This is a genomic window from Streptomyces sp. NPDC091371 (genome assembly GCF_040684275.1).
Classification (GTDB): Bacteria; Actinomycetota; Actinomycetes; order Streptomycetales; family Streptomycetaceae; genus Streptomyces.
On the sequence record NZ_JBFBFP010000007.1, the window covers coordinates 20,524 to 41,991 of the forward strand.

Here is a 21,468-nt window from a genome sequence, read left to right on the forward strand (position 1 = left end):
CGACATGGACGGAAAGGCCTGGCTCACACTGGCCGCGGTCATCGCGGCGGGGCTCGCGATCGCCGCGGCCGTGCTGCTCGTACGCGTCTTCAAGGCGCGCCGGCTGCTGCTCGACTCGGGGATCCCACTGCGCGACAAGGCCCTCTTCTGGGTCGCCGTGGTGTACACGGTCTCCCCCGTGGACCTGGTCCCGGACCCGGTGTACCTCGACGACATCGGGGTCCTGCTGCTGGCCCTGCGCTCCCTGCAGGCTGCGGCCGCCGCGGTCCGCCCGGGGAAGGACCCCGGCTCGGCCTGACCGGCCGCCCGGAGACGCCGACGGCTGAGCAGTGCCGACCGCTCAGCGGTGCTGATCGACGAGGATGGGATTGCCGTCCGGGTCGACGATGACGAAGTGGCCGGGACCCGAGCCGGACTCGTCGGCCTCGGTCAGGAACTCCACGCCCCGCGCCTTCAGCTCGCGCTGCAGATCACGCACGTCGGTGAAGGAGTCGAGCGCCGCCGCGTTCGAGTCCCAGCCCGGGTTGAAGGTCAGGGTGTTCTTCTCGATGATGCCCTGGAACAGCCCGATGACGTGGTCGCCGTTCTTGAGGATCAGCCAGTTCTGCGCGGGGTCCCCGCCGAGCGCGGCGAAGCCGAGCTTCTCGTAGAACGCCCTGGAGGCCTCGATGTCGCGTACGGCGAGGCTGACGGAGAATGCGCCGAGATCCATGCGCTCCAGCCTGGCCGCCCTCCCCTGAGCCCGCAACCGCGCTCAGCGCACGCCCCGGGTGCGGAACTGGACGCTGATGCGCGGCCCGACGGCCCGCGTCGACTTGGGTACGGCGTGCTCCATGGTGCGCTGGCAGGAGCCGCCCATGACGACGAGGTCGCCGTGGCCGAGCGGCAGCCGCAGCAGGGCGGGCCCGCCGTCGCGGGGGCGCAGGGCCAGGTCGCGGGGGTCGCCGACCGAGAGGATGGCGACCATGGTGTCCTCGGTGGCGGAGCGGCCGTTGCGGTCGCCGTGCCAGGCGACGCTGTCGCGGCCGTCCCGGTACAGGCACAGCCCGGCGGTGGTGAAGGGCTCGCCGAGTTCGGCCGCGTAGTGGCGGGTGAGCGTGTCGCGGGCCTCGGTGAGCGCGGGGTGTGGGAGGGCCTCGCCGTCCGCGTAGAAGGCGAGCAGCCGTGGCACCTCCACCTCGCGCTCGTACATCTGCCGCCGTTCGGCGTGCCAGGGCACGTCGGCGGCGAGCCGCTCGAAGAGCGCGTCGGCGCCGTTGAGCCAGCCGGGCAGGCGGTCGACCCATGCCCCGGCCCCGAGGTCGGTCCGCCGCAGGCCTTCCAGCGGGCCGAACCTGATCTCGTCGCCCTGGTCGAAGAGCGAGCCCTGAAGGCCTTGGACTGCGTACGTGCTCCCACCCTAACCCCGGGAACCGAACACATGCACGAATAAGCGGTGCGCACGGCGAGGTCAGGTCAATTGGTCCAGACCTATTGACGGCGAAGCATCCGGAAGATTAGGTTCCCGGTCACGAGGCCGCGGTCACCCCAACTACCGCCGCCCGCAACGGCGTTGCCGCCGCCCCCACCCCACTGGAGGCCCTTCCTTGCGTACCCCCACACGCACCCGCACCAACGCCCGCACCCGCCTCGTCTGCGGCCTGGGCGCCGCCGTGCTCGGCGCGGCCGCGGTGCTGACGGCTCCCGGCTCCGCCTTCGGCGCCAACCTGCTCGCGAACGGCGACTTCGAAGCGGCCGGCACCCCGGCCGGCTGGTCGTGCAGCGGGGGCCTGGGCTCCGTGGTGAGTTCCCCCGTACACGGCGGCACCAAGGCACTGGCCGGCGCGGCCACCGCCTCCGACAACGCCAAGTGCAGCCAGTCCGTCTCCGTCCGGCCCAGCACCACCTACACCCTCTCGGCCTGGGTCCGCGGCAGTTACGTGTACCTCGGGGTCACCGGCGGCGCCTCCACCTGGACGAGCTCCGCCGGCGCCTACTCCCGGCTCACCGTCACCTTCACCACGGGCGCCTCCCAGACCAGCGCGGACGTGTACCTCAACGGCTGGTACGGGCAGGGCACTTACCACGCCGACGACGTCACCCTCGACGGCCCCGGCGGCAGCGCCGACACCCAGGCGCCCACCGTCCCCACCGGCCTGGCCGCCACCGGCAAGACCTCCACCAGTGCCTCGCTCGCCTGGGCCGCCTCCACCGACGACGTGGGCGTGACCGGCTACGACGTCTACGCGGGCGCCACCCAGGTCGCCACGTCCACCGGCACCAGCGCGACCGTCACCGGTCTGACCCCCGCCACGGCCTACACGTTCACCGTCCGGGCCCGCGACCTCGCGGGCAACGCCTCGGCCTCCTCCGCCGGCGTCTCGGTCACCACCGACAACGGGACGACCCCGACCGGTTTCAAGCAGGCCGCGCCCTACCTCTACCTCGGCTGGGGCAACCCTCCGAGCGCGACCACCGTGATGAACGCGACCGGCGCGAAGTGGTTCACCATGGCGTTCATCCTCTCCTCCGGCGGCTGCAACCCGTCCTGGGACGGCCAGCGGCCGCTGACGGGCGGCGTGGACCAGAGCACCATCGCCTCGATCCGCGCTGCGGGCGGCGACGTCGTCCCCTCCATCGGCGGCTGGCAGGGCAACAAGCTCGGCCCCAACTGCGCGACCCCCGAGGCCCTGGCCGGCGCCTACCAGAAGGTCATCGACGCGTACGGGCTCAAGGCCATCGACGTGGACATCGAGAACACCGACGAGTTCGAGAACGCCGTGGTCCAGGACCGGATCCTCGGCGCCCTCAAGATCGTCAAGCAGAACAACCCCGGCCTGAAGACCATCTTGACCTTCGGCACCAGCACCACCGGCCCGACCCCGTGGGGCAACCGGCTCATCGAGCAGGCGAGCGCGCTGGGCGCGGACATCGACGTCTTCACCATCATGCCGTTCGACTTCGGCAACGCCTCCACCGACATGTACGCGAGCACGGTCAGCGCGACCGAGGGCCTCAAGACCAAGCTCAAGTCCACCTTCGGCTGGAACGACGCGACCGCCTACGCCCACATCGGCATCTCCGGCATGAACGGCATCAGCGACACCCAGGAGACCACGACCGTCCAGAACTGGACCGACATCCGCGACTGGGCCAACTCCCACCACATCGCCCGCCTCGCCTTCTGGTCCGTGAACCGCGACCGGGGCTGCCCCGGCGGCGGGCTTCAGGAGACCTGTTCCGGCATCGCCCAGAGCGACTGGCAGTTCACCTCCATCACGGCCGGCTTCACCGGCTGAAGCCCGGCGCCCCGCCGCGGAGGCCGCCGCCGGACACCGGCGGCGGCCCTTCCGTACGTGCCCTCAGATGTCCCGGCGCCGTACGACGGTCACGGCGACGGCCGCCGAGACCAGCGCCCACCCCGCCAGCGCGATCCAGGCCCCCGTGATCGTCCCCGGGTACGCGCCCAGGGTGGTGTAGGAGTCGGGGTTCAGTCCCAGCCGGGACCGCGCGGCCATCGGCAGGTGGTTGCCGATCTCCTTCAGGAACCGGTACCTGTCGCCGCCGAAGAGCATGGGCACGATGAAGATCATCCCCACGACGCCGACGATCGAGGCCGTGGCATGGCGCAGCACGGCGCCGAAGGCCATCCCGACGAGCCCGCAGACCGGGACGACCAGTGCGTACGCCGCGACGGCCCGCAGGCAGCCCGGGTCGCGGAGGGAGAGCCCGACGTGGCGGGAGGCCAGCATCGCGTTGGTGGTGAAGAAGGAGGTGACGGAGACGGCCGTACCGAGCAGGAGCGCGATCCCCGCGACCAGCACCACCTTGGCCGTGATCACCGCACGGCGGTCGGGCACGGCGGCGAGCGTGGTGCGGATCATTCCGGTGGCGTACTCGCCGAAGACCGTGATCGCGCCGAAGGCGGCCGCGGCCAGCGCCACGAGGGCCGCGGCGATGTCGTTCATGCCCCGGTGCAGCGGGTCGTACTTGAAGGGCCGCATGTCGTGCGCCGGGGGCGGCGGCTGGTCGATGTACGGCAGGTCCGCGTGGACGGCGTTCACGTTGATCGCGATCGCGACCAGGGCGCTGAGGACGAGCACCCAGTACGTCGACCTGAGCGAGCGCATCTTGATCCACTCGGCGGCGAGCAGATCGGTGAACCGGGGGGCCGGTGCGTTCATCGGGTCTCTCCCGCGAGGTATTCGACGCTGTCGGCGGTGAGGGACATGAACGCCGACTCCAGGGACGAGGTGTGGGTGGCGAGTTCGTGCAGCACGATGCCGTGCCGGTGGGCGAGCTCGCCGATCCGGGCCGCGCTCAGGCCCGTGACCCGGCCCTCCGCCCCGCCCTCCCGGCGCACCGACGCGCCCTCCGCGCGCAGCACGGCATCGAGTGCCGCCAGGTCGGGGGTGTGCACGATCACGCCCCGCTTGGCGTGGCGGTCGGAGAACTCGCGCAGGCTCTGGTCGGCGATCAGCCGGCCCTGGCCGATGACGACGAGCTGATCGGCGGTGGCCTCCATCTCGGCCATCATGTGGCTCGAGACGAACACGGTCCGCCCCTCGGCGGCCAGGTTGCGGAACAGGCCGCGGACCCACAGCACTCCCTCGGGGTCGAGGCCGTTGAGCGGCTCGTCGAACAGGAGCACCGGCGGATCGCCCAGCAGCGCCCCCGCGATGCCGAGGCGCTGCTTCATCCCGAGGGAGAAACCGCCGATGCGCCGCCGCGCCGCCTTCGCGAGACCGACCTCCCGGAGCACCTCGTCGACGCGGGAGAGCGGGAGGCGATTGCCCCGGGCCAGGGCGGACAGGTGGGCCCGGGCGGTGCGCCCGCCGTGGACGTCGTGCGCGTCGAGCAGTGCGCCGACGTGGCGCAGTCCGCGCGGGCGGGACGAGAAGGGGACCCCGTCCACGGTGACGGAGCCACTGGTGGGGGTGTTCAGGCCGAGGATCATCCGGAGGGTGGTGGACTTGCCGGCGCCGTTGGGGCCCAGGAAGCCGGTGACCCTGCCGGGGGCCACCGTGAAGGTCAGGTCGTCGACGGCGGCGGTGTCGCCGTACCGCTTGGTCAGTCGGGTCGCTTCGATCATGGGTCCACGGTGCCGGTGAGGGCGTGGAGCGGGCATCGGCCGACGGTCCACACCCTGCGGCGCAGGGGGTGGCCCGGGGGCTTAATCCCGTGGGCCAATGCCGGGGACGGGCCGCGTGGCTACGATCGTCGGATGATCGCAACTCCGCGTCCACCGCTGCTCAAGCGCCTGCCGGCGGGTGTGTGGGTGGGGGGCTTCTGGTCGGCCCTCATCCTGATGCGCACCTTCCAGCGGCCGGACGAGCTGCGCCGGCTGCTGCGCTACCACGGCAACATCGAGGACGCCCCGCTCCTGGTCACGGCCATCGTCACGACCCTGGGCGCGTTCCTGCTGCTGCGCGCGCCGCTGGCGGCCCTGGCCCTGGCCCTCGCGGGCACGCTCTTCTCCCTCGGGATGGAGGTGCGGGAGACCCCGATCGTGCTGTTCCTGCTGGGCGACGGGGTGGTGGGCTACATCGCGGCGACCCGCCCCCGGCGCGTCTCGGTCCTGGCCGCCGCGCTGCCGGTCGCATTGGTGGCGGGGCACACCTTCTGGCGATGGGCGATGGAGTACGCCTTCAGCCTCGCGGCCCCGGTCCTGCTGACCGCCACCACCGCCATCGCCTGGCTGGTCGGCAACACGGTCCACCAGAGCCGGGCGCACGCGGACACGGTGCGCGAACAGTCCACCCGCCAGGCGGTCACGGCCGAGCGGCTGCGGATCGCCCGGGAGCTGCACGACATGGTCGCGCACAACATCGGCATCATCGCCATCCAGGCCGGCATGGGCAGCCGGGTCATGGACACGCAGCCCGCCGAGACGCGGGGCGCGCTGGAAGCCATCGAGGCCACCAGCCGGGAGACCCTCGCCGGACTGCGGCGGATGCTCGGCGCCCTGCGGCGCGACGACCAGGAGTCCGTCCCGCTGGACCCGACCCCGGGGCTCGCCGCGCTCGACGGCCTGGTCGCGAACACGGCGGCCGCCGGGGTGAACATCGAGGTGCGGTGGCGGGGCCGTCGTCGCGCACTGCCCTCCGACGTCGAACTGGCCGCCTTCCGCGTCATCCAGGAGGCGGTCACCAATGTGGTGCGGCACTCCGGGACCCGCGCGTGCTCCGTGACGGTCGACCACCGGCCGGACGTGCTGGCCGTCGACATCGTCGACCTCGGCCGCGGGACCGGGGCCGCCGCCCTCGCTTCCGTACCCCAGGGCTCGGGCGCCGGATTCGGCATCGTCGGCATGCGGGAGCGGGTCGGCCTGCTGCACGGGGAGTTCAGCGCCGGACCGCGCCCGGAAGGCGGGTTCCGCGTGGCGGCCCGGCTGCCGGTCCCCGCGGAAGCGGAGGGGGTCCGGTGATCCGCGTTGTGCTGGTCGACGACCAGCCGCTGATCCGTACCGGCCTGCGGGTGCTGATCGCCGACACCCCCGATCTGGAGGTGGTCGGGGAGGCCGGGGACGGCGACGAGGCGGTGGACCTGGTCCGGCGGCTGCGCCCGGACGTCGCCATCATGGACATCCGCATGCCCGGCACGGACGGCATCGAGGCCACGCGGCGGATCCACGCGGATCCGGAGTCGCGCACCCTCGTCCTCGTCCTGACCACGTTCGACGACGACGCGTACGTGTACGGGGCGCTGCGCGCCGGCGCGAGCGGCTTCCTGGTCAAGGACATGCCGCTGGAGACCATCCTCGACGGGATCAGGGTCCTGGCCGCCGGGGACGCCCTCATCGCACCGAGCGTCACCCGCCGCCTCATCGCGGAGTTCGCCGCTCGGCCCGAGCCCTCCTCCGGCCACCGGCCCCTGGCGGCCGGCGGGATCACCGACCGGGAGCGCGAGGTCCTGACCCTCGTAGGCCGCGGGCTGTCCAACACGGAGATCGCCGGCGAACTCTGCATCAGCGTGGCCACCGCGAAGGCACACGTGGCCCGCCTCTTCACCAAGCTCGACGCCCGGGACCGCGTGCACCTCGTGATCCTGGCCTACGAGTTCGGCCTGGTCGCTCCCTCGCGGTGAGGACGCCCGCTCCGGGAGCCCGCCGCGCCCGCGCGCGGGTCCGCCCGGGGCGGGCCCACAATGGGGAGAGCGAGCGATGCCCGTCGGCCGTGGCGCCGCCCAGGCCGTCGTGACTCCGTGGAGGTGCCCCATGTCCCGCAGTCACCACTTCCACGTGGACCACGGGGACCACTCGATCACCGTCAACGTGGGTCCCGGCAGGACGGGTGAGATCGAGCTCCTCGTCGACGGCAAGGTCATCGCCTACCGCAAGGAACACGAGCCGGGGACCACGGTCCTGGAGGGCGTCCTGCCCGAGGAGCCGTCCCACCCCTTCCGGATCATGGTGCGCCAGCCGCACCTCGTACCGACCGGGCCCCGCTGCATTTGGGAACTGGACGGCGTCGAATCGGTCATGCCGGAGCGCTACTCCCCCTAGCCTGGCCCCGACGCTCCGTCGCAGCCGGGCACCTGAGGGAGACATCCGTGAAGATGCTGATCAACTCTGCGGAGACCGTGGTCGCCGACGCCCTGCGGGGGATGGCGGCCGCCCATCCCGAGCTGGACGTCGACGTCGAGCGGCGGATCGTCGTACGGAGGGACGCGCGCGCGGGTGGCCGCGTCGGGCTGGTGTCCGGGGGCGGATCCGGGCACGAGCCGCTGCACGCCGGGTTCGTGGGGTACGGAATGCTGTCCGCGGCCTGCCCCGGGGAGGTGTTCACCTCGCCGGTGCCCGACCAGATGGTGCGGGCGGCCGGGGCCGTGGAGTCCGGGCAGGGGGTGCTGTTCATCGTCAAGAACTACACCGGCGACGTACTGAACTTCGACATGGCCGCCGAACTCGCCGAGGAGGACGGCCTGCGCGTCGAGCGCGTACTCGTCAACGACGACGTCGCGGTGACCGACAGCCTGTACACGGCCGGGCGGCGGGGCACCGGGGCCACGCTCTTCGTGGAGAAGATCGCCGGGGCCGCCGCCGAGGAGGGGGCGCCGTTGGAGCGGGTCGCCGCGATCGCCCGGCGGGTCAACGAGGCCTCGCGGAGCTTCGGGGTGGCGCTGAGCGCCTGCGCCACCCCCGCCAAGGGCAGCCCGACCTTCGAACTCCCGGAGGGCGAGCTGGAGTTGGGCGTCGGGATCCACGGCGAACCGGGGCGGGAGCGGCGCGCGATGATGCCGGCGCGGGAGATCGCGGAAGTCGCGGTGGGAGCCGTACTGGAGGAGCTGGCGGAGGTGGGCCCGGCCGACGGGCCGGTGCTGGCGCTGGTCAACGGGATGGGGGCGACGCCGCTGCTGGAGCTGTACGGGTTCCACGCAGAGGTGGCGCGACTGCTGGGGGCGAGGGGTGTGCCGGTGGCGCGGACGCTCGTCGGAAACTACGTCACCTCGCTGGACATGGCGGGGTGTTCGGTCACGTTGTGCCGGGTCGACGAGGAACTGCTGCGGCTGTGGGACGCGCCCGTCCAGACGGCGGCGCTGCGCTGGGGCCGCTGACTCGTATGGTGTCGGTGGACCGTCCCGTGCGAGGCGAGGAGACCCGGTGCGTGACGCAGACTTCTTCCGGCGCTGGATGACGGCCGCCGCGGCCGCGGTGGAGCGGGAGGCGGACCGGCTGACCGAGCTCGACTCCCCCATCGGCGACGCCGACCACGGCAGCAACCTGCTGCGGGGCTTCTCGGCGGTGCTCGCGGCGCTGGAGGCGGAGGCCCCGGCGGCGCCGGGCGGGGTGCTGCAGCTCGCCGGACGGACGCTGATCTCGACGGTGGGCGGCGCCTCGGGCCCGCTGTACGGGACGCTGCTGCGCCGCGCCGGCAAGGAGCTCGGGGACGCCGCGGAGGTGTCCGACGCGGAGCTGCGGAAGGCCCTGTACGCGGGGGTGGGCGCGGTGGCCCAGCTCGGCGGGGCGGCGCCGGGCGACGCGACGATGCTGGACGCGCTGGTGCCGGGGGTGGCCGCACTGAGCACCTCGTACCGGGCGGCGGGTGACGCGGCGGAGAACGGGGCCCTCGCCACGGTGCCGATGCAGGCCCGCAAGGGGCGGGCCAGCTATCTGGGCGAGCGGAGCATCGGCCACCAGGATCCGGGCGCGACCTCCTCGGCGCTGCTGCTGGGGGCGCTGGCCGACGTCGCGGACGGCACCCTGTGACTGTGACGGACCTGGTGGGCATCGTGCTGGTGTCGCACAGCGCGGCGGTGGCGGAGTCGGTGGCCGAACTGGCGCGCGGCCTGGCGGCGGGCGGCCCGGTGGCCCCGCTGGCCACGGCGGGCGGCACGGCCGGCGGCGGACTCGGCACGAGCCCGGACCGCATCCTCGCGGCCGCGGAGGCGGTGAACCGCGGCGCGGGGATCGTACTGCTCGCCGACCTCGGCAGCTCGGTGCTGACGGTGAAGGCCCTGCTGGCGGAGTCCGAACTCCCCGCGGGCGCGATCCTGGCGGACGCCCCGTTCCTGGAGGGCGCGGTATCCGCCCTGATCGCCGCCTCGACAGGCGCCCCGGCCCCCGAGGTCTCCAAGGCCGCGACGGAGGCCTACACGTACCGCAAAACCTGACCCCACCCCACCCGCAGCCGGCGCCGAGTGCTCACGCCCAGGGCGACACCCCGGCACTCACGCTGCGCCCCTGCCAGGCCCGGGCCTGCCGGGCCCCGGCACTCACGGGCCGGGCTCACCTGGGCCCGGGCACGCGCGGCCGGGCTCGCCAGCCCCGGGACCCGTCGGCCGGGCACGCCGGGCCCGGGGCTGCCGGGCCGGACCTGCCGGCGCCCGCCACTCACGGGCCGGACTCACCTGGGCCCGGGCACGCGCGGCGGGGCTCGCCAGGCCTGGGACTCCTCGGGCTCGGGGCTCGCGGGCCGGGCCTGCCGGGCCGGGGGTCCGCCGGGTCCGGGGTTGCCTGGGCCTGAGCTCGCGGGGCAGGGCTGCGGGCCCCGGGGGTGTCCCGTACCGGTGGCCGCCGGAGGCTACTGGCGGCCGCGGAGGGATTCGATCTCGCGGCGTTCACGCTTCGTCGGGCGGCCCGCGCCCCGGTCGCGGATGCCTACCACCGCGGCCTCGATCGGCGTCGGCGGCGGCGGGCTGTTGTCGATGAAGCACTCCGCGGCGACGGGCGGGCCCACCCGCTTGGACACGGGCCGCCGGACCACCACGATCCGCTCCCGCCCCGCGTGGAAGAGACGTACCTCGTCGCCGGCCCGTACCGACTGCGCGGGCTTGGCGCGCTCCCCGTTGACCTTCACGTGGCCCGCCCGGCAGGCGGTCGCCGCGATCGAGCGGGTCTTCGTCAGGCGCACGGACCAGATCCACGCGTCGACCCGCACCGTGCCCGTGTCCGTGTTCGTACCCGTTCGGGATACCTGTTCAGCCATGCCCCGACTTTAGCGAGGCGTCCGGGCCGGCGCGGAACGACTTTTGGGGGATGCGACAAGAGGAATCGCACTTACCAGGTACATCATCCCGAGCAGATTGCAAATGCGCGGCACATGCCCCTACCTTGTCGCACATGCAGTCCTACACCATCGGACAGGCGGCACGCCTGCTGGGCATCAGCCCGGACACCGCGCGCCGCTGGGCCGACGCCGGCCGGGTCACGACCCACCGCGACGAGACCGGCCGTCGACTGATCAACGGCCGCGACCTGGCCGCCTTCTCCATCGAGGTGGGACAAGGTGCCCACACCGAGGACGAAGAGCCGTACACCTCGGCGCGCAACGCCTTTCCCGGCATCGTCACGGCCGTCCGGCTCGGCGACGTGGCCGCCCAGGTCGAGATCCAGGCGGGTCCCCACCGCCTGGTCTCCCTCCTCACCCGTGAGGCCGTGGAGGAGCTGGGGCTGGAGGTCGGAATGCGGGCTACCGCCCGCGTGAAGTCCACCAGCGTGCACATCGACCGCATCTGAACACCGAGGAGTCACCGCTCGTGTCCCCGATCTCCACCCCTGCCCGCCGCCGCGCGGCCTCCGCCGTTCTGGCCGCCGCCCTGCTCGTCCCGCTCGCCGCCTGCGGCAAGAGCGGCGACAGCGAGAAGAAGGACGCCCCCGGCGCCGGCTCCTCCGCCTCGGCCTCCGCCGCGCCCAAGGCCGCGAACCTCACCGTCCTGGCCGCCTCCTCCCTCACCGACGTCTTCAAGGCGGCCGGCGCCGAGTACGAGAAGACCCACCCGGGTACGAAGATCACCTTCTCCTTCGCCGGTTCGCAGGAGCTCGCCGCGCAGGTCAAGCAGGGCGCCCCGGCCGACGCCCTGGCGACCGCCGACACCAAGACCATGGACGGCCTCAAGGCCGAGACCAACGAGCCCGTGGTCATCGCCAAGAACCGCCTGGTCATCGTGGCGGGCAAGGACAACCCGTTCAAGGTCGGCGCGCTCAAGGACCTCGCGGACACCAAGATCAAGGTCGTGCTCGCCGCGCCCGAGGTCCCGGTCGGCAAGTACAGCAAGCAGATCCTCGACGCCCAGAAGATCGAGGTGAAGCCGGTCTCGCAGGAGCCCAACGTCCGCGCCGTGCTGAGCAAGGTCGAGCTGGGCGAGGCCGACGCGGGTCTCGTCTACAAGACCGACTCCATCAAGTCCGGCGACAAGGTCGCCGCCGTGGACATCCCGGACGAGCAGAACGTGGTCGCCTCCTACCCGGTCGCCACGCTCAAGCAGTCCAAGAACTCCGAGGCCGCCGCCGCGTTCGTGGCCTGGCTGAGCTCGCCGGAGGGGCAGAAGATCCTCCAGGACGCGGGCTTCCAGAAGCCGTAACCACTCCCGCGCGTCGCTGAGAGCCAGAGGGACTGCCCGGTCCGGGGGGACGGGCAGTCCCTCTCGGCGTGCCCGGCGCTCCCGGCCGTACGAAGGCCGCTACGAAGGCCACTTCGAGGGCCGCCGCGCGGGTCGCCGCGTACGCTTCCCACGGCGGCCGCCCGCCGCCGCCCGCCCCAGCCAGGAAACCGATGAGCAGACTCCGCACCCGCACCCGGCCCCCCCTTACCCTCGCGCTGCCCGCGCTGCTCGCCGTCGCGTTCCTGCTGCTGCCGCTGATCGGCATCCTCACCCGCACCCAGTGGGGCGAGCTCGGCGCCCACCTCTCCAGCCCCGGCGTGGTCGAGGCCCTCCGGCTGTCGCTGCTGGTGTCCTTCTGGGCCCTCGGGCTCTCGCTGCTGCTCGGCGTGCCGCTGGCCTGGCTGCTGGCGCGCGTCGAGTTCAAGGGCAAGGCGCTGGTCCGCTCGCTGGTCCTGCTCCCGATGGTGCTTCCGCCGACCGTCGGCGGTGTGGCCCTGCTGCTCGGCTTCGGGCGGCGCGGGCTGCTGGGGCCCTGGCTGGAGGACACCTTCGGGATCACCCTGCCCTTCCACACCTCGGGCGCGGTGGTCGCGGCCACCTTCGTCGCGATGCCGTTCCTCGTGATCAGCCTGGAGGGGGCCCTCGGCGGTCTCAAGCAGAGTTACGAGGAGACCGCGGCCTCCCTCGGCGCCTCGCCGGTCCGGGTGTTCTTCACCGTGACCCTGCCGATGGTGGCCCCCGGCCTGGTCGCGGGCGCCGCCCTCACCTGGGCCCGGGCGCTCGGCGAGTTCGGCGCGACCATCACCTTCGCCGGGAACCTGCCCGGCACCACCCAGACCCTGCCGCTCCAGGTCTACCTGCTGCTCCAGGACCAGCCCGAGGCCGCCACCTCCGTCTCGCTGCTGCTCCTCGCCATCGCCATGGCCGTGCTCATCGCGCTGCGCGGCCGCTGGACGGGAACCCCGAGCAGGGTGTCGGAGCGGCCGGCGGTGGCCGAAGACCCGGCCGCCCCCGCCCCGGAAGCGGCAGCGTCCCCGGCCCCGGTGGCCGAGCCGGCCGGCGGCCACTGGCCCCTGCACGCCACCGTCACCGGCTTCAACGAGCTCACCCTCGACGCCGAGCCCGGCACCACCATCGCCGTCGTCGGCGAGAACGGCGCCGGCAAGACCACCCTGCTGCGCGCCCTGCTCGGCCTCACCCCCCGCGCCCGCGCCGACCTCCGGCTCGGCGACGCCGACGTCACCGCGCTCCCCCCGCACAGGCGGCAGGTGGCCTGGGTCCCGCAGGACGGCGCACTGTTCCCGCACCTGAGCGCCCTGGCCAACACCGCCTACGGGCTGCGCGCCCGCGGGGTGCCGCGCGCCGAGGCCCGCCTCGAGGCGCAGGCCTGGCTGGACCGGCTCGGCGTCGGCCACCTCGCCCGGCGCAGGCCCGCCCAGCTGTCCGGCGGCCAGGCCCAGCGGGTGGCGCTGGCCCGCGCCCTGGCGGCCCGGCCCCGGCTGCTGCTGCTGGACGAGCCGCTAGCGGCCCTCGACCAGACGACGCGGGCGCACGTGCGGCACACCCTGCGCACGCACCTGGCCGGCTTCGGCGGGGTCTGCCTCATCGTGACGCACGATCCCGTCGAGGCGGTGTCGCTGGCCGACCGGGTCCTCGTACTCGCCGACGGGCGCGTCCTGCAGGACGCGCCGCCGGCCGAGGTGACCCGGCACCCGCGCTCCCCGTGGGTGGCCCGCATGCTGGGCCGCAACGCCTGGCCGGGCACGGCGTCGGCCGACGGACTCGCCCTGGCGGCGGGCGGTCGCCTGGTCGTCGCCGAGCGGCTTCCGGAGGGGGCGCAGGCGCTCGCGATCATCGCCCCGGAGGCGGTGTCGGTGCACCGGAAGCAGCCGGGCGGCAGCCCCCGCAACATCTGGCAGGGCACCGTACGGGAGATCACCGCGGTCGGCAGCCGGCTGCGCGTGCTGGTCGCTTCGCACGGGGCTCCCGACCTGGTCGCGGAGATCACCCCGGAGGCGGCCGCCGAGCTGGGCGTCGTCGACGGCGCGGAGGTGTGGACAAGCGTGAAGGCCACGGAGGTCACGCTCGTACGGCTCTAGTCGGCGATGCCCGCGTCCGCCCGGCGGCTCGTACCGCCATGTCTCGCCCGTACGCCGCGGTCTGAACCTCACCCCGCCTGCGCCGGGGCGGCCACGGCGAACTCGCACCACACGCACTTCCCGCCGCCCCGGGGCTCCACACCCCACTGGTCCGACAGCCGGTCCACCAGCATCAGGCCGCGCCCGGACACCGCCCAGTCCCCCGCCTCACGACGCCTCGGCAGGGCGCTGCTGAAGTCCTCGACCTCGATCCGGATCCGGCCGTCCGCCGTGAGCCGCATGCTGACGTGGCCTCCGCCGTCCGTGTGGACCAGGGCGTTGGTCATCAGCTCGTCCGCGGCCAGCTCGATCTCGTCGGCCCGGTCCCACGCGCCCCACGCGGCCGCCGCCGCCCGGATCAGGTGCCGGGCCATCGCCGGGGCCTCCGTGTCGCCCGGTTCCAGCCGCTGGCACAGCGGGCCGCCGCCGCGCGCCGGGGGCGTGCCCCGGCGGCGGAGCAGGAGCAGGGCCATGTCGTCCCCGCCCCCGGAGTCCCCGACCAGGTCGCACAGCACGTCGGCGAGTTCCTCGACATCCACGGGGCCGCTGTGGACCGCCGCCATGAGTTCCCGCATCCCGCTGTCGGGGTCCGCGCCGGGCCGTTCGATCAGGCCGTCCGTGCACAGCAGCAGGGTGTCTCCCGGGTGCAGTTCGAGGCTGGTGACGGGGTAGCCGGTGCCGCTGCCCTCGTGCTCGCGCGGGGGGAGTCCGAGCGGCAGGCCGCCCGCCACCTGGATGCGGTGGCAGCTGCCGTCGCCGCGCCGGACGACCGGGTCGAGGTGGCCCGCGCGGACCATGCGGAGCATGCCCGTGGCGAGGTCCACCTCGGCGTACGTGCAGGTGGCGAAGCGTTCCGTGGCCAGCTCGCGCAGGAAGGCCGAGGCGCGGGCCATCGCCGTGCCCGGGGTGTGCCCCTCGACGATGTACGCGCGCAGCACGATCCGCAGTTGGCCCATGACGGCGGCGGCGTCCGTGTCGTGCCCCTCCACGTCGCCGATCATCACCCCGACCCGGCCCTCGCCGAGCGGGATGACGTCGTACCAGTCCCCGCCGATGTCCCGCCCCATCCGCGCCGACCGGTACCGTACGGCGATCAGCGCGCCCGGCACCTCGGGGATCCGGCGGGGCAGCATGGCCCGCTGGAGGCCTTCCGCCAGATCGTGCTCCTGCTCGAAGAGGATGGCCCGCTGGAGGCTCTGTGCGATCCCGCTGCCGAGCGCCATCAGCAGGTTCCTCTCCTCGGCGGTGAAATCGCCCTCGCGCTGGTAGAGCAGGCCGAGCGCGCCGATGACCCGGCCCTGGGCGATCAGGGGCAGGTAGACCCCGCTGCGCACGGACAGCGGCTCGATGTAGGGCCAGAGCAGCGGGTAGCGCCCCCTGAACTCCTCCCGTGCGGCCAGGTAGACCGGCTGCATGGTCCGTACGGCCTCGCTCATCGGGAACTGCGCGTCGATCCGGGTGTACTCGATCTCGGGTACGTACGAGCCCAGCTGCCCCTCCGCGACCAGGTGGATGCGGCCGCCGTCGACGACGCCCAGCATCACGCTGACCGCGCCGAGGTGGCCGAGGGCCTCGGGGTCCTTGAGGACGTCGGTCACGTCGTTGACGGTGCGGGCGTGGGCGAGGATCGCGGTGGTCCGCTCGACGACCCCGGTCATGCGGCGCCGTCCCTCCGCCTGGTCCCCGGCGGCGCCCGGCTCGCCGGGGTCGTGGGCGGCGTCGCGCAGGATGCCGATGACGCGGTACGGGCGGCCGCCCGGATCCCGCAGGATGTGGCCCTGGATGTGGGTCCAGGCCGGTGATCCGTCCCGGCGGCGGCTGCGCACGTACGCCCCGTAGTGGCTGCGGCCGTCCTTCAGCGCCTGCGCGACGCGGGCGTCGAGCCGGGCCTCCTCGGCGGGCAGGATGCGCGAGCGCAGTCCGGCGGGGGTCCCGGTGAACTCGTCCGGGCGCAGGTCGAGAACCTCCAGAGCGGTGGGATCGAGGTGCATCCGACCGCTGTCGAGGTCCCAGTCGAACGTGCCCATGCGGTTGAGCGCAAGGCTCGTGTCCGGCCGCGCGGGCCAGTCGACCTCGGGGTTCCTTCCCCTCTGGGCCATGCAGCCAGGGTCTCACCCTCCGGTCACATCGGCAGGAAAAGGGACTTAAGTCCCGGCCTGTCGGGACCTTTCCCGGAATGTCCGCTTATACGATTCCGCGAAGATCAATCAGTTCTTGATCATCTTTTGTGGCGCCAACGGTCCTCCGACACGGGACGGTTGGGGCCCACGGCTGTGTGGGGTGTGGCTTGTCGCAAGCGCCGAAGACCACCGGAGAACCGGGCGAGGAAGTGGAGAACGGGGGGAGCGAGGGGAACGAGGGGAACGGCCGGCGGGACGGCGCGGCCGCCGCCGGCGAGGGCGCGGAGCCCGGCCGGATACCCGTCGCACTCGCCGCCTCGCGCGGTGTGCTCGTCCGCCCCTACCGGGACCCCGTCGTCCTGGCCCCCCTCTTCCGCGACGAGCGGCCGGCCCCCGGCGACGGCCACCGCGACAACACGGACACCCTCCGGCAGCCCGCGGCCGGCGGCACGATACCCGGCCCCACCGCAACCACCCGGACGCGGACCCTGCCGCCCGTCCTCGACCCCGAGATCACCGAGCGCCCGGCCCGGGCCTGCTCCGGCTGGTGGGCCGTGGCGGCCGTGCTCCTCGCCGCGGGCGGCGCCGCCGCCCTGGCCCGCTTCGCGGACCTCCGCCTCACCACCACCCCCGCCGAGGCCTGGCCGGCGGCCGCCCTCGCGGGCTGCGCCGCCGTCGCCGTCCTCGCCCTCGGCGGGCTGCGCCGCGGGCGGACCGGCCACGCGTGGGCGCTGACCCTGTTCGGCCGCTACCGCGGCACCATCCGCCGTACCGGACTCGTCTGGTCCAACCCGCTGCGCCGGCACGCGCGGGTCGACGTACGGCTGCGGCACTGGCGCAGCGAGCCGCTCTCCGTCGTCGACGCCGAAGGCACCGCCCTGCGCGCCGTCGTGCTCGTCGTCTGGCGGGTCAAGGACACCGCCCGCGCGCTGCTCGCCGTCGACGACCACGCCTCCTACCTGCGCGGACAGGTGGAGTCCGCGACCGCCCGGGTGCTCTCGCGGATGCCCGCCGACTCCTTCCGGGCGCCGGACGGCCCCACACCCGCGACCCTGCGCGACACCGAGGCCGTCGGCGAGGAGCTGACCCGGCTGCTCGCCGCCGAATGCCGGGGCGTCGGCGTCGAGGTCTTCTCCGCGCGGCCGCTGCACGTCGAGTACGCCCCGGAGGTCGCCGCCGCGATGCAGCGCCGCCGGATCGCGGCGATCGACGCCCGCCACCGCGACTCCGTCCTCACCTCCGTCCTCGACGCGGTCGACGACACCGTCCACCGGATGTCCGACCGCGGGCTCGTGAGCCTGGACGACTACGAACGCAAGGCCCTGGTCAAGGACTTGACCGTGGCCTTCTACACGGCGCGTGGCCCTGCCGCCGACGCCCGCTGAAGCACCACACCCCCGATGGAAAAGGAACCATGCATGCGCACGCCCGAATTCACCGAAGAAATACCCGACAGCTGTGACTGCACCGGCTGCGCCCGCGGCACGACGGCACTGACCGCCTCGGCCGCCCGCCGCCGCTGCACCCTGCGCGGAGCGGTGGTCGCAGCCATCGGCGCGACCTTGCTGATGGGCGCCGGCGCGGGCACCGCGTCGGCCGAGCCGGCCCCGGCGCACGCGGGCTGGGACGGCTCGAAGTACTGGTACAAGGACGAGACCGGCTGGTGGCGCTGGACCTCGTACTACGACAAGTACCTGGCCAAGACGGGCCGTTCGGGCAGCGGCTCCGGCAAGGCATCGAATACCTCGGCCGGTTCGGCGTCGACGGCACGGACCTCCGAGCCGACCTTCCGCGGCCGCGCGGGCTGGGACGCGACGGACCGCGTGTACTGGTACAAGGACGCGACGGGCCGGTGGCGCTGGACGAGCCACCGCGACAAGTACGAGCGCAACACGGGCCGTTCGGGCGGCGGCTCCGGCTCCTCGGGTTCCTCGGGTTCCTCCGGATCCTCGGGCTCCACGGGCTCCGGGACCCCGGTCCGGCAGGGCACCGAGGCCGCCATCGCCTTCGCCGGCAGCCACATCGGCGACCCGTACGTCTGGGGCGGCAACGGACCCCGCGGGTGGGACTGCTCGGGCCTGGTCCAGGCCGCCTACCGCAGCGCCGGCATCTCGCTCCCCCGCGTCGCCTCCGACCAGTACCGGGCCACCACCCCGATCTCCCGCTCCGAACTGCGCCGCGGCGACCTGGTCTTCTGGTCCTCGAACGGCTCGCCGTCCGGGATCCACCACGTGGCGATCTACCTCGGCAACGGCCAGTACCTCGAGGCCCCGCGCCCCGGCAAGAACGTCCGGATCTCCAGCTTCAGCGCGTACAACCCGAACATGTACGGCCGCGTCCGCTAGCCGCACCCGGACGGGCCCGGACACGCCACGGGTCGCGGCGGGTGAGGTGCTCACCCGCCGCGACCGGTGCCTGTCCGGCTACTGCCCCTGATTCCGCTGCTGGTCCTGATTCCGTTGCTGGTCCTGCTGCTGGTCCTGCTGCTGCTGTGTTCCGTTGTCGTTCCCGGCACCTCCGTCACTGCCCTGCGTGGGCCGGACGCGCACGGACGGCGTGGGTGACGGCGGGGGCGGCGGGGCCGGGGGCGAGATCTGGGGCGCCGCCGTCGGCAGCTCAGGCCGCACCGTGACCTGGGGTTCGGGCTCCGGCTTCGCCGATGTCGGCGGGGCCGGAGTTCTTGGTTCCACGGAGTTCCGCTGGGTCGGCGGCACCGAGCGCTCCGTCGGGGACACCGACGGGGAGACGCTCTCCGCCTTCGGGGACTCCTTGGCCGTCCCGGACACCGAAGGCGACGTCGACGGAGACTCGGAGCGGGACTCGGAGGGGGACTCGGAAGGGGACTCCGAAGGCGACTTCGAAGGCGACTTCGAGGGCGTCTCGGAAGGGGACTCCGAAGGCGACTTCGACGGCGACTCGGATCCCGACGGTGAGACCGACGGGGTCGGCGACGTCGGCGATACGGACGGCGTCGGCGAGCGCGGGTTCGGAGTCGGGGTCACCGTCACGGTCGGCGGGATCACGGTCGGCGTCGGGATCACCGGCGGCGGGACCGGCCGGTCGCGCTTGCCGTGGTGGTCGCCGCGGTCGCGCTCGTACCAGTGCCGGGCGTGGTGGTCGTAGATCACGAACTTGTTGACGACGGTCACCGACGGCGCGATGACCACGACGCGCGCCGGCTGGTACGAGTTCCACACCTGCCCGTAGCGCTTCGGGTTGGCCTGCAGCGCCACCGGCGGCCCGAGCGGGTTCCCGCAGGCGCAGCGCACCCGCGGCACCCCTCGGTCGTCCACCAGAACGGCGGTCCCGGCCTGGAGCACGGCCTGGTAGCTGGTGACCTGGCCGTCGCGGTAGCCGTGGTTCGTGACCCGGGTGTCGTTCCGCAGCTGCACCGGGGTGAGCGAGCGGAGGTACGCGGGGACGGCCGCCGGCTGGATGCCGAGGGCCGAGGCGAAGGCACTGTTCTTGGCGGGCTCCGCCGCCAGCAGCTTGATCTGCTTCTCCACGTCGCAGCTGGCGACGTTGTTGGTGCCCCCGTAGACGCCCGGCGAGGCCCCGTTCACGCTCCGGGTGCCCGCCGGTGTGGCCGTGGCGGTGCGCTCCTGGGACGGTTGCGGGCTCTCCGGCGGCGCCTCGGCCTCCTTCGTGGCCGTCGACGCGGTGAACGGGTCGGGGCCGGAGGCGGCGACCGGCTGGAGGAACACCTCGCGGCCGGCCTGGTCGGTGGTGCCGCTGGGCCGGGTCAGGACCACGGCCAGTGCCACGGCGGCCGCCACGGCTACGAGCGCGGTGGCCAGCCGGGGTACGGATCGCCACCACGGGCCCTTCGGCTGGTCACCGGGACCGCCCGGGCCACCGGGTGCGCCCGGCCCGCCCGGCGGCGCGGACGGCGGAGGGGGCGGCGGGGGTCCCTGTTGCCCGCCCGAGAGCGGGCCGGACGGCGGCCCCGTGGGGCGGCCGGACGGCGGAACCGAGGGACGCTCTGGTGACGGCGGCTGCTGGCCGGAAGGTTGCGTGGTCACGGGCTCTTCTTCCCAGGAGGAGGAGTTCCCTGCCGGACCATTGTGTGCGCCGTTCAGGTGGTGCCCGCAAGCCGAGGCTGCCTACGGTGGCAGGGTGAGCCATACGACGAGATCACCATCTCCGGGGGGCTCCGTGGGGGCACTGCGCGACGCCCTCGTGGCGGTCCTCGCGGCCTTCGCCGTGATGGCCGCCGTCGCGGCGGCCGGGCTGGCCTGTGCCGGTGCGGGCGATCTGCCCGGCGGCGCGTTCCCCCGGGTCGTCGCCGCGGTGGTCGTGATGGCGGCCGGCGGCTCCGTCGAGGTGACGGGCGGCGCGGGGTTCCTGGCGGGCGCGGACGCGAGCCTGTCCGTGCTGCCGCTCTCGGTGAGCCTGGCCGGCGCCCTCACGGCCGGCTGGCTGTTCCTCCGCCCCCTGCACAACCGGGCGGTGGCACGGCCGCGCGAACTCCTGGGCCGGGCCGTCCCGTTGGTGCTGCTCTGGCTGCTCGCGCTCACGGGCGCGACCCTCCTCGCCCGGCAGACCTTCGCCGTCTCCACGGGGGACAACCCCCTCGGCGAGCTCGGCGAACTCCTCGACTCCTCCCCGACGGTCGGCTTCGAGGGCGACCTGGCCGCCACGCTCCTCTACGGACTGCTGTGGATCCTGGGCCTGTTGCTGGTCGCCCTGCTCGTCTCGCGCCGCGCTCCGCTCCCGGCCCGCCTGGTCCGCTTCCATACGGCGCTGCGCCCGGCAGCCTTCGCCACCGTCGCACTGCTCCTCGCGTACGTGGTGATCGGCATCGGCGTCGGCATCGTGGTGGCGGCCACCCAGGGCCATGCCGCGCGGACCTTCGCCGTGCTCCTGCTCGGGCTGCCCAACCTGGTCTGGCCGGCGCTCACCCTGGGCTTCGGCGGCGCCTGGGAGGGCAAGGTCGAAGGCCCCTTCGGACTGCCGATGCCGCAGCTGCTGGACCAGGCCCTGCGCGGCCCGGACCTCTCCACCGTCGACGTGGCCTCGCTCGCGGAGCGGGACGCCCGGGCGTGGTGGCTGGTGGCGGTCGCCGCCGTCCTGCTGCTCGGCACGGGCGTACTGGCCGCCGTACGCTCCCCCGCGCACGTGCGCCCCTGGCAGCACGCGCTCCACCTGGGCGTGGCGCTGGCCCTGGCGACCCTGACGGTCTGCCTGCTGGCCCGCGTGCAGGCGCAGTTCGGGCTCTCGCTGCTGGGCATCGGCGACGTGGACGGGCTGGGCGGCAAGGTCGAGCTGAGCGCGGTGCTGTGGCGCACGGTCGGCCTCGGCCTCCTCTGGGGCGCGGTGGCGGGCTTCCTGGGCGCCTTCCTGGCCCGCCCCCTGCACCGCGGCGGCCGCGTGGACGAGGCGGCCCCGCTACTGAAGCGGTAAGCGGG

At 73.8% G+C, this 21,468-nt stretch carries 20 protein-coding genes and 1 pseudogene; 14 read left to right on the top strand and 7 right to left on the bottom strand.

Translation table 11 applies throughout. The features are described from left to right. Positions 1 to 4 precede the first annotated feature (4 nt). The gene (locus AB0O21_RS10745) at positions 5 to 298 is read left to right on the top strand and encodes a YkvA family protein (protein ID WP_365168918.1); all 294 of its coding nucleotides are present in this window, start codon (positions 5 to 7) and stop codon (positions 296 to 298) included. A gap of 42 nt (positions 299 to 340) precedes the next feature. On the opposite strand, the gene AB0O21_RS10750 is transcribed toward AB0O21_RS10745, so the two are convergent. Continuing rightward, positions 341 to 712, bottom strand: a complete 372-nt coding sequence (locus AB0O21_RS10750) for a VOC family protein (protein ID WP_365168920.1) — start codon at positions 710 to 712, stop codon at positions 341 to 343. Positions 713 to 754: 42 nt separating this feature from the next. Further along, positions 755 to 1,339 carry an alpha-ketoglutarate-dependent dioxygenase AlkB gene (locus AB0O21_RS10755; RefSeq protein WP_365169439.1) on the bottom strand — a complete coding sequence of 195 codons (585 nt, stop codon included), beginning with the start codon at positions 1,337 to 1,339 and terminating at the stop codon, positions 755 to 757. A 247-nt stretch (positions 1,340 to 1,586) separates the two neighbouring features. Here AB0O21_RS10755 and AB0O21_RS10760 point away from each other — a divergent pair, with 247 nt between their 5' ends. Next, the gene (locus tag AB0O21_RS10760) at positions 1,587 to 3,278 is read left to right on the top strand and encodes a carbohydrate binding domain-containing protein (RefSeq protein WP_365168922.1); all 1,692 of its coding nucleotides are present in this window, start codon (positions 1,587 to 1,589) and stop codon (positions 3,276 to 3,278) included. A 63-nt stretch (positions 3,279 to 3,341) separates the two neighbouring features. Here the strand turns inward: AB0O21_RS10760 and AB0O21_RS10765 are convergent, their stop codons facing one another. Continuing rightward, positions 3,342 to 4,163, bottom strand: coding sequence for an ABC transporter permease (locus tag AB0O21_RS10765; RefSeq protein ID WP_365168925.1), 822 nt, complete (start codon positions 4,161 to 4,163; stop codon positions 3,342 to 3,344). After that, positions 4,160 to 5,071, bottom strand: coding sequence for an ATP-binding cassette domain-containing protein (locus tag AB0O21_RS10770; RefSeq protein ID WP_365168928.1), 912 nt, complete (start codon positions 5,069 to 5,071; stop codon positions 4,160 to 4,162). The genes AB0O21_RS10765 and AB0O21_RS10770 overlap by 4 nt, the downstream gene beginning before the upstream one ends. A 132-nt stretch (positions 5,072 to 5,203) precedes the next feature. Between AB0O21_RS10770 and AB0O21_RS10775 the strand changes: the two genes are divergently transcribed. The 6 genes from AB0O21_RS10775 (at position 5,204) to AB0O21_RS10800 (ending at position 9,591) form a co-directional block, all read left to right on the top strand. After that, a complete protein-coding gene (locus AB0O21_RS10775; RefSeq protein WP_365168931.1) occupies positions 5,204 to 6,406 on the top strand; it encodes a histidine kinase in 1,203 nt (400 codons plus the stop codon). Then, a complete protein-coding gene (locus AB0O21_RS10780) occupies positions 6,403 to 7,065 on the top strand; it encodes a response regulator transcription factor (RefSeq protein WP_365168935.1) in 663 nt (220 codons plus the stop codon). The genes AB0O21_RS10775 and AB0O21_RS10780 overlap by 4 nt, the downstream gene beginning before the upstream one ends. 130 nt (positions 7,066 to 7,195) lie before the next feature. Beyond that, positions 7,196 to 7,483 carry a hypothetical protein gene (locus AB0O21_RS10785; protein ID WP_365168937.1) on the top strand — a complete coding sequence of 96 codons (288 nt, stop codon included), beginning with the start codon at positions 7,196 to 7,198 and terminating at the stop codon, positions 7,481 to 7,483. A 47-nt stretch (positions 7,484 to 7,530) separates the two neighbouring features. After that, entirely contained in the window at positions 7,531 to 8,535 is a 1,005-nt protein-coding gene (gene dhaK, locus AB0O21_RS10790) for a dihydroxyacetone kinase subunit DhaK (protein ID WP_365168939.1), read from the top strand. Between the two features lie 46 nt (positions 8,536 to 8,581). Next, on the top strand, positions 8,582 to 9,187 hold the full coding sequence (gene dhaL, locus AB0O21_RS10795) for a dihydroxyacetone kinase subunit DhaL (protein WP_365168942.1): 606 nt from the start codon (positions 8,582 to 8,584) through the stop codon (positions 9,185 to 9,187). A 2-nt stretch (positions 9,188 to 9,189) separates the two neighbouring features. Next, positions 9,190 to 9,591, top strand: coding sequence for a PTS fructose transporter subunit IIA (locus AB0O21_RS10800; RefSeq protein ID WP_365168944.1), 402 nt, complete (start codon positions 9,190 to 9,192; stop codon positions 9,589 to 9,591). Between the two features lie 410 nt (positions 9,592 to 10,001). Here the strand turns inward: AB0O21_RS10800 and AB0O21_RS10805 are convergent, their stop codons facing one another. Beyond that, positions 10,002 to 10,406: an RNA-binding S4 domain-containing protein gene (locus AB0O21_RS10805; RefSeq protein ID WP_365168947.1), complete on the bottom strand. Its 405-nt coding sequence runs from the start codon at positions 10,404 to 10,406 to the stop codon at positions 10,002 to 10,004. A 134-nt stretch (positions 10,407 to 10,540) separates the two neighbouring features. Between AB0O21_RS10805 and AB0O21_RS10810 the strand changes: the two genes are divergently transcribed. The 3 genes from AB0O21_RS10810 to AB0O21_RS10820 all read left to right on the top strand — a co-directional run bounded on the left by AB0O21_RS10810 (position 10,541) and on the right by AB0O21_RS10820 (position 13,901). Next, a complete protein-coding gene (locus tag AB0O21_RS10810) occupies positions 10,541 to 10,936 on the top strand; it encodes a helix-turn-helix transcriptional regulator (protein WP_365168951.1) in 396 nt (131 codons plus the stop codon). A gap of 20 nt (positions 10,937 to 10,956) precedes the next feature. Further along, positions 10,957 to 11,781: a molybdate ABC transporter substrate-binding protein gene (gene modA, locus AB0O21_RS10815; RefSeq protein ID WP_365168954.1), complete on the top strand. Its 825-nt coding sequence runs from the start codon at positions 10,957 to 10,959 to the stop codon at positions 11,779 to 11,781. Positions 11,782 to 11,972: 191 nt separating this feature from the next. Beyond that, positions 11,973 to 13,901: an ABC transporter permease gene (locus tag AB0O21_RS10820; protein ID WP_365168957.1), complete on the top strand. Its 1,929-nt coding sequence runs from the start codon at positions 11,973 to 11,975 to the stop codon at positions 13,899 to 13,901. Positions 13,902 to 13,969: 68 nt separating this feature from the next. Here the strand turns inward: AB0O21_RS10820 and AB0O21_RS10825 are convergent, their stop codons facing one another. After that, positions 13,970 to 16,039, bottom strand: coding sequence for a SpoIIE family protein phosphatase (locus AB0O21_RS10825; RefSeq protein WP_365168960.1), 2,070 nt, complete (start codon positions 16,037 to 16,039; stop codon positions 13,970 to 13,972). A gap of 188 nt (positions 16,040 to 16,227) precedes the next feature. On the opposite strand from AB0O21_RS10825, the gene AB0O21_RS10830 reads away from it, so the two are divergent. Both AB0O21_RS10830 and AB0O21_RS10835 read left to right on the top strand, forming a co-directional pair. Further along, positions 16,228 to 17,445: an SPFH domain-containing protein gene (locus AB0O21_RS10830; RefSeq protein WP_365168963.1), complete on the top strand. Its 1,218-nt coding sequence runs from the start codon at positions 16,228 to 16,230 to the stop codon at positions 17,443 to 17,445. Between the two features lie 33 nt (positions 17,446 to 17,478). Next, complete coding sequence (locus AB0O21_RS10835; RefSeq protein WP_365168965.1) at positions 17,479 to 18,405, top strand: C40 family peptidase; 927 nt, start codon at positions 17,479 to 17,481, stop codon at positions 18,403 to 18,405. A gap of 435 nt (positions 18,406 to 18,840) precedes the next feature. Here the strand turns inward: AB0O21_RS10835 and AB0O21_RS10840 are convergent. After that, positions 18,841 to 20,082, bottom strand: a pseudogene (locus tag AB0O21_RS10840) (DUF6777 domain-containing protein); the annotation flags it as partial. Positions 20,083 to 20,215: 133 nt separating this feature from the next. Here AB0O21_RS10840 and AB0O21_RS10845 point away from each other — a divergent pair. Beyond that, the gene (locus tag AB0O21_RS10845; protein WP_365168968.1) at positions 20,216 to 21,463 is read left to right on the top strand and encodes a streptophobe family protein; all 1,248 of its coding nucleotides are present in this window, start codon (positions 20,216 to 20,218) and stop codon (positions 21,461 to 21,463) included. Positions 21,464 to 21,468: the final 5 nt, after the last annotated feature.